General features: G+C 51.5%; 6 protein-coding genes and 1 pseudogene. 6 read left to right on the top strand and 1 reads right to left on the bottom strand.

The features are described 5' to 3' along the window. From Q0Z94_RS10565 to Q0Z94_RS10575, 3 genes and pseudogenes are all read left to right on the top strand, one after another. A pseudogene (locus tag Q0Z94_RS10565) lies at nt 1–275 on the top strand (hypothetical protein); the annotation flags it as partial. Between the two features lie 209 nt (nt 276–484). Then, complete coding sequence (locus tag Q0Z94_RS10570; protein WP_298069523.1) at nt 485–1,807, top strand: DUF262 domain-containing protein; 1,323 nt, start codon at nt 485–487, stop codon at nt 1,805–1,807. Then, complete coding sequence (locus Q0Z94_RS10575) at nt 1,797–2,285, top strand: HEPN domain-containing protein (protein WP_298069524.1); 489 nt, start codon at nt 1,797–1,799, stop codon at nt 2,283–2,285. The genes Q0Z94_RS10570 and Q0Z94_RS10575 overlap by 11 nt, the downstream gene beginning before the upstream one ends. A 237-nt stretch (nt 2,286–2,522) precedes the next feature. Here the strand turns inward: Q0Z94_RS10575 and Q0Z94_RS10580 are convergent, their stop codons facing one another. Further along, a complete protein-coding gene (locus tag Q0Z94_RS10580) occupies nt 2,523–2,783 on the bottom strand; it encodes an alpha/beta-type small acid-soluble spore protein (protein WP_298069525.1) in 261 nt (86 codons plus the stop codon). Between the two features lie 256 nt (nt 2,784–3,039). Here Q0Z94_RS10580 and Q0Z94_RS10585 point away from each other — a divergent pair, with 256 nt between their 5' ends. From Q0Z94_RS10585 to Q0Z94_RS10595, 3 genes are all read left to right on the top strand, one after another. After that, on the top strand, nt 3,040–3,879 hold the full coding sequence (locus Q0Z94_RS10585) for a tyrosine-type recombinase/integrase (protein ID WP_298069526.1): 840 nt from the start codon (nt 3,040–3,042) through the stop codon (nt 3,877–3,879). A gap of 372 nt (nt 3,880–4,251) precedes the next feature. Continuing rightward, entirely contained in the window at nt 4,252–5,106 is an 855-nt protein-coding gene (locus tag Q0Z94_RS10590; protein ID WP_298069527.1) for a hypothetical protein, read from the top strand. A gap of 151 nt (nt 5,107–5,257) precedes the next feature. Continuing rightward, nucleotides 5,258–6,342: NDP-hexose 2,3-dehydratase family protein (locus Q0Z94_RS10595; RefSeq protein ID WP_298069528.1), on the top strand; the 1,085-nt coding region annotated here is incomplete at its 3' end.

A 6,342-nucleotide genomic window follows, 5' to 3' on the forward strand; every position in this document is an offset into this window, starting at 1 on the left:
ATTGGAGCCAGACCAACCCGCCCTATGAGGTGGACTTCCTGATCCAGCGGGAGAATGACATCTTCCCGGTGGAGGTCAAGTCCGAGGCCAATACCGCCAGCCGCAGTCTGCGAAAGTTCAAGGAGCTGTTCCCGGAGGAAGTCAAGCTGCGCATCAGGTTCTCCTTAGACAACCTGAAGTTGGACGGCGATGTGCTGAATATCCCGCTGTTCATGGCGGACCAGGCGGACAGATTGATCGGGGCGGCAGTAACTCATAAAGGAGGGGAGAGCTAAATGGAACAAGATAATGAAGGATAACTGAGCGGTCCAGTTGTTGAATTGCACGCGACTGTTAGCGCATCAAGAAAAGCGATTGAGAATCGGGAAAGGATGAAGAAAGAATCAGGAAGGAAAGATAACTGCGGCCGCTGCGCCGAGTTAGAAGGTTCTAAAAAGACACCTTGCTACATACACTAACTGTATAATTGGTTAGGGGTATGCATATGATGTCCTATTGTATCTATGGCGTTAATCCTGTTAAGATAGATTCCAAAACTAATATCTTTGAGCTTTTTTTGATCAACAAAGCTATTGTATGGATGACATATATACCAAGTGAGTTTGGGTTAACAGAAACACGTTTAATCAGTATCTATGAAAGTCAATATGATAGATATGAATTAAGAAGGAGATATAAAATCATGCCAGAGATAGAGAATAATATTGAGATAATCCAATCGGAAATTGAGGATGATTATTCAGATGATTCACTCTTTAATATTTCTTCGTGGGGGGCAGATCTTTCTTTCCGAGAGCTCATTTCAATGTATGAAGATAATGAGCTTGTTAAGCCTGAACTTCAAAGAAAATATGTATGGGACAGAACAGAAGCAAGCCGATTCATAGAATCCATTTTACTTGGGTTACCGGTACCAAGTATCTTTTTGGCTCAAGCAGGCAGTCAAAAATTGATAGTTGATGGTTACCAACGAATTATGACTGTTTACGATTATGTAAAGCGGGGATTATTTTCCTCTGATAAGAAAGTTTTCAGATTATCTAACTCTGAAAAGATAAATGTACGCTGGCGAAATAAGGCGTTCTCCGAACTTTCAACCGATGACCAGCGAAAGATACGAAGCACAACTATTCATGCTATTATTTTTGAGCAAAAGAAACCTGAGGATGATGACACAAGTTTATATCAGATTTTTGAGCGGATTAATACGAGTGGCCGGTCCTTGACTGCTCAAGAAATTCGGAATTGTGTCTACCAGGGGTCGTTCAACAACTTTTTGTTTGCACTAAATGAGAATAGAGCGTGGCGTTCACTATTTGGCGTTGAGCAGCCAGATAACAGAATGCGAGATATTGAGTATATTTTGCGTTTCTTTACTTTGAAGTCAGATTTTGTTTTAAAGAATGAAAGTGCAAAGATTTCATTAAAAAAGGCGCTAAATGATTATATGCAACGGCATAGAAATGATACCGTTGAAGCACTTGAAAATGAACGACATGATTTCGAAACAATAACGGAGCAAATACTTGCTTTGTTTGGGCCTAACGCTTTTAGAAACTATTCGAATGGGAAATACTCGAGGAAATTCCACCCAGCTATTTTTGATGCCGTAATGATATCTGCACTCTTTTGTCAAAAAACCAGGGGACAGTTAACTCTAGCCAGTGAAAACTGCCATATTACCTTACTAGAGAATTCTGATTTCAAAACTGCCATCAGTGAGCGTACTACAGATATAGAGAATATAAAGAAAAGAATTGGCTTGGCAAGTTCGATTCTATTTGGGGTTTCCATCGATGAAACATGAATTACAAGATATGATCGATGAGTGCTTCAACGAAATTAGTGACATAGGAACGCGGATTGCATCGCTTCCGCCTCTCGATAGAGAAGTTAAGTATTTGACATATTACGCACTCATCAAAGCATCTGGTACAGCAGAGTTTGTGTATCGGTCAATTGTTGCTGACTATTTTTCACAGCTTGGTAGTTCCAGAATTGATACATACCTAGAATCAACGATTCGGAAAGGATCTATGAGCGCGAAATATGAGAAGATGAAAGAGTTGCTGGGCAAGTTTGACGATCAATGGAGCAGCGAGTTTCAAGCAAGGCTCAATGAGCGGGAGGACAAAAACAGACTTATAACATCTTCAAATTCTTTGGTGACAAATAGGCATTGCTTCGCCCATGGCGATCCTCCATCAGCGACATTTTATGATATTAGTCAATACTATTCTGACGTTGTTGAATTAATTGGTATTTTTGATTCCGTTGTGTGTTGATATTTTCGCACTGTTATCAGCTTTGATGAGGATTGCCCGGAAATAGCGCCTGAACGGGCGCTGAAATACAGACGAGTGAATCCAGTTCAGAAAGCGGCACAGTAGCGACATGCGGTGAGCTCCCATTGTTACTTGGGAGGATGCCGAAGGATATTTTAATAACCATCCCCAGGACCGTGTTGGTTCCGGGGATGGTTTGCTATATTGCCAGCAGCTTATAAAGGAGTTGCTAGACACCTATACGACTAGCGCAGCTATGTACTGAATCTGTGTTTGGTGCCCCACCGCATTCCTGTCGTTCCTCCTGAATTTCACAGTTCGTATGGGACAGATGTTTTTGACCATCTGGCCGCCGACGGAGCCGGCCTGACGGCTGGTCAGGTCGCCGTTGTAACCCTGCTTCAGGCTGACGCCCACCTCGGAGGCGGCTTCCATCTTGAAGCGGTTCATAGCCTCGCGGGCGTTGGGGTTCACGAGCTGATTGGAATTCTTCGCCATTGTGATTCAAACTCCTTTCCTTCGCATTGGGCAAATCAGCAGGTTCGGCTGTCCAAAACGGCAGACTGCCGTCTCGCAATGCCGCCCTATCAACTTGTCCGGCATTATGTTTTGCATTTCTCCGCCTGATATGACAGCCAAATTTTTGCTGTACCTTGAATGAGCAGGCGGCGGAGCAGGATATTTTCCAAAAGAAGAAAACGGAATCTCCCGGATCTGTGTAAAATGGAGCTACACAAATCCGGGAGGTGTTTTTATGTTTGGGATAGAGAACGGGCAGATCGAGGCATTCCGGCGGATGCTGGAGTCGGAGGAGCGGGCCGGCGGGACCGTGGAGAAGTACGTGCGGGACGTGAGAGAGTTCGCTGCCTGGCTGGGCCAGCGGGAGCTGGACCATGAGGCTGCGGCAGCGTGGAAGGACCAGCTGCTGGAGAAGGGGCTCGCGCCGGTGACGGTGAACGCCAAGCTGTCGGCGCTGAATCGGTTTTTGGCGTTTATGGGCCTGAGCGATCGCCGGGTCAAATACCTGCGCATCCAGAAGAGGCTCTTCCGCAGCAGGGAACGGGAGCTTACGAAGGGGGAGTACCTGCGCCTTCTGGAGACGGCAAAGGACCGGGGGAAGCGGCGGCTGGCGCTGCTGATGGAGACGGTCTGCGCCACGGGCATCCGCGTCAGCGAGGTGAAGTATATCACGGTAGAGGCGGCGAAAACGGGGAGGACGGATATATTTTTAAAAGGTAAGATACGCACCATCCTCATCCCCGGGAAGCTCTGCCGGAAGCTGCTGAAGTATGCAGAAAAGCAAAAGACCGCCTCGGGGGAGATATTCCTCACCAGAAGCGGACGGGGCCTGACGCGGCGGCAGATATGGGCGGAGATGAAGGGACTGTGCAAGGCGGCGGGAGTGGCGGCCACGAAGGTGTTTCCCCACAACCTGCGGCATCTGTTCGCCCGGACGTTTTACCGCGCCTGCCACGACGTGGCGAAGCTTGCGGATGTGCTGGGCCACAGCAGCATCGAGACCACCAGGATCTACCTGATCTCCACCGGGACGGAGCACGCCCGGCGCCTGGAACGCCTGGGCCTCATCTCGTAGCAAAATGATCACAGAAGAAACAATTTGCCTATATGTACCGGCAAAAAAAACGCCCAAACGCAAGGGCTGCGGTCAAGTTAACTCATATTATCACAATAGCGGGCTGATTGCAAGTCAAAATATGCCGCCGCAAAAAGAGCCGGTCCTGGCAATAAATGGCCCGGCTCCTTTTTACATGTGGATCGTTCGCCCGGCGTGATAAGCGCTGGGCGGTCTCTTATGCCCGAAGGAGGCGCAGACAGGGGAATATGGGATAAATTGTTTCTTCTGTGACAAAGGGGAAGGGAGACGCAAGCCCTTGCGTTTGGGCATTTTTTGCCGATATATACAGGCAAATTGTTTCTTCTGTGATAAAGGGGGAAGGGAGACGCAGTGGACACGATCAAAAGCGCACAGGCCGGCAAGCAGTTCATATCCCGACCCCGGGAGCCTGGGGTGATAATGACGCCGGCAGAGATCGAGAGATTTCTGGCGGCGTGGCAGACAAAAGGCCGCGTAAAAGGAACGCTGGAATGGTACCGGCGCGGCCTGAACCAGCTGTATAAAGCGCTGCCGGAGGACAAGTGCATCCGGAGGGGAACGCTGCGCAAATGGCGGGAGGAACTGATCGAAGGGAGCTACGCACCGAATACGATCAATTTGTTTCTGTCAGTGGCGAACACCTATCTGGAATATGTGGGGCACCGGGAGTATCAGCTGCCGGGGACGCTGAAGAAAACGGAGGAGCTCCAGCCGGAGCTGACGCGGAATGAATACCTGCATCTTTTATACACGGCGAAGGCACTGGGACTGGAGAAGCAGTACCTGCTGGTGAAGCTGTTCGCGGCATGCGACGTGCCGGTGCAGGAGATGGAAAAGGTGACGGTAGAGGCGGCGAAGGCCGGCAGCGTAACGGTGGTCTCCGGCGGCATATGTCAGCATGTGCATCTGCCAGAGTGCCTATGCCGGGAGCTGCTGAGGTATGCGGACCGTCAGGGGATCGGCAGCGGACCGCTGTTTCTGACGAGGCAGGGCAAGCCCATGAGCCGGACGTATGTGACGAGCCAGATCACACGGCTGTGCAGCGAGGCAAAGCTGCCCAGCGAGAAGGGCAATCCACGGTGTCTGCACCGGCTGTACATGAGCACGCGGGCGGGCATCGAGGCAAACATCGCCATGCTGGTGGAGCAGGCGATGGACCGGCAGCTGGAACAGGAACAGCTGAACGTGGGCTGGGATGCAGAGTGAGAAACGGAGTATTCCGGACACGGCTGTGACGGGTCCGTGTATGCGCCTGTCCAGACAGGAGGCGGCGAGGAGCTGGCTCGCCGGCTGCCGCGGCGGCGGAGAAGTATTTAGCGCGGGGCGTTGCTCCGCGGAGGAAATGGGCGGATCGGACATGACTGCAAAACTGGCATGGATGCCGGCGGAAACAACAGAAAAAGGAGCAGATACAGAAAGCTGCCGGGAAGCGGCGCATACCCTGCTCTCCATCGCCAAAAGCTGGCGCTGTACGGACAGCGGGGTAAATCCCACTGCTGATCTGCTCGCCTGGGTAGAGGAGCGGAACGCCGAGACAGAGGTAGTGATCCGTAAGATTCCCCTGGAGGAGTGCGCCCCCTGGTTTTATGACTCCGCTGAGGGCTGCATCCGCAATCAGAACCGCAGTTTTTTCACGATCACAGGGCTGCGGGGGGAGGACTTTGCCCAGCCGGTGATCGTTCAGAACGAGATCGGATACCTGGGCATCCTGTGCAAAGAGATCGGCGGGGTCATGCACTTCCTCTTGCAGGCCAAGATAGAGCCGGGAAATGTGAACTGCGTGCAGATCTCGCCCACCATCCAGGCCACCAAGAGCAATTTTTCCCGCAAGCACGGGGGCAAACAGCCGCTGTATCTGGAGTATTTTCTGAATGCCGCAAAGTATGAGATCGTGGCGGACCAGATCCAGTCGGAACAGTCCTCCCGGTTTTACAAGAAGCGTAACCGAAACATCATCATCCGGGTGGAGGAGGATGTTCCGGTCCTGCCTGGTTTCCGGTGGATGACCCTGGGGCAGATCAAGACTCTGATGCGCTATGACAATCTGGTGAATATGGACACCCGGACGGTGCTGTCCTGCATCCCCTTCTCCAGACTGCGGCTGGGCCCGGACGAACAGGAGGAGCTCTCGGCGCTGTTCCCGGACAAGCCCCTGTTCCGCTCCGTATTTGAGGATACCCCTGACGATCCGCTCCCTGTGGTCTACCAATATATAAATAACAGGAAGATGTTTGCGGAGGACTGTCTGCAGTTCGTGCCGCTGGACAGCTTGGAGAACTGGGAGCCCCGCGGGGGAGAGCTCGTATGCAAGGAGCCCTACCCCTTTAAAGTCGTGTTTTGTGACATTGACATCCAGGGCCGCGAGGTGCGCCGGTGGACGCAGCCGCTGTTCGAGGCGACAGGGGTGGCGACGTTCGGGCTCGTCTGCTGCGAGGTGAACGG

Source organism: uncultured Mailhella sp. (assembly GCF_947631555.1).
GTDB lineage: Bacteria > Desulfobacterota > Desulfovibrionia > Desulfovibrionales > Desulfovibrionaceae > Mailhella.

Excerpts from the sequence above, each read along its gene's own strand:
- Q0Z94_RS10580 (WP_298069525.1), bottom strand. The coding sequence starts at position 2,783 with ATGGCGAAGAATTCCAATCAGCTCGTGAACCCCAACGCCCGCGAGGCT.
- Q0Z94_RS10575 (WP_298069524.1), top strand. The coding sequence starts at position 1,797 with ATGAAACATGAATTACAAGATATGATCGATGAGTGCTTCAACGAAATT.
- Q0Z94_RS10570 (WP_298069523.1), top strand. The coding sequence starts at position 485 with ATGATGTCCTATTGTATCTATGGCGTTAATCCTGTTAAGATAGATTCC.
- Q0Z94_RS10585 (WP_298069526.1), top strand. The coding sequence starts at position 3,040 with ATGTTTGGGATAGAGAACGGGCAGATCGAGGCATTCCGGCGGATGCTG.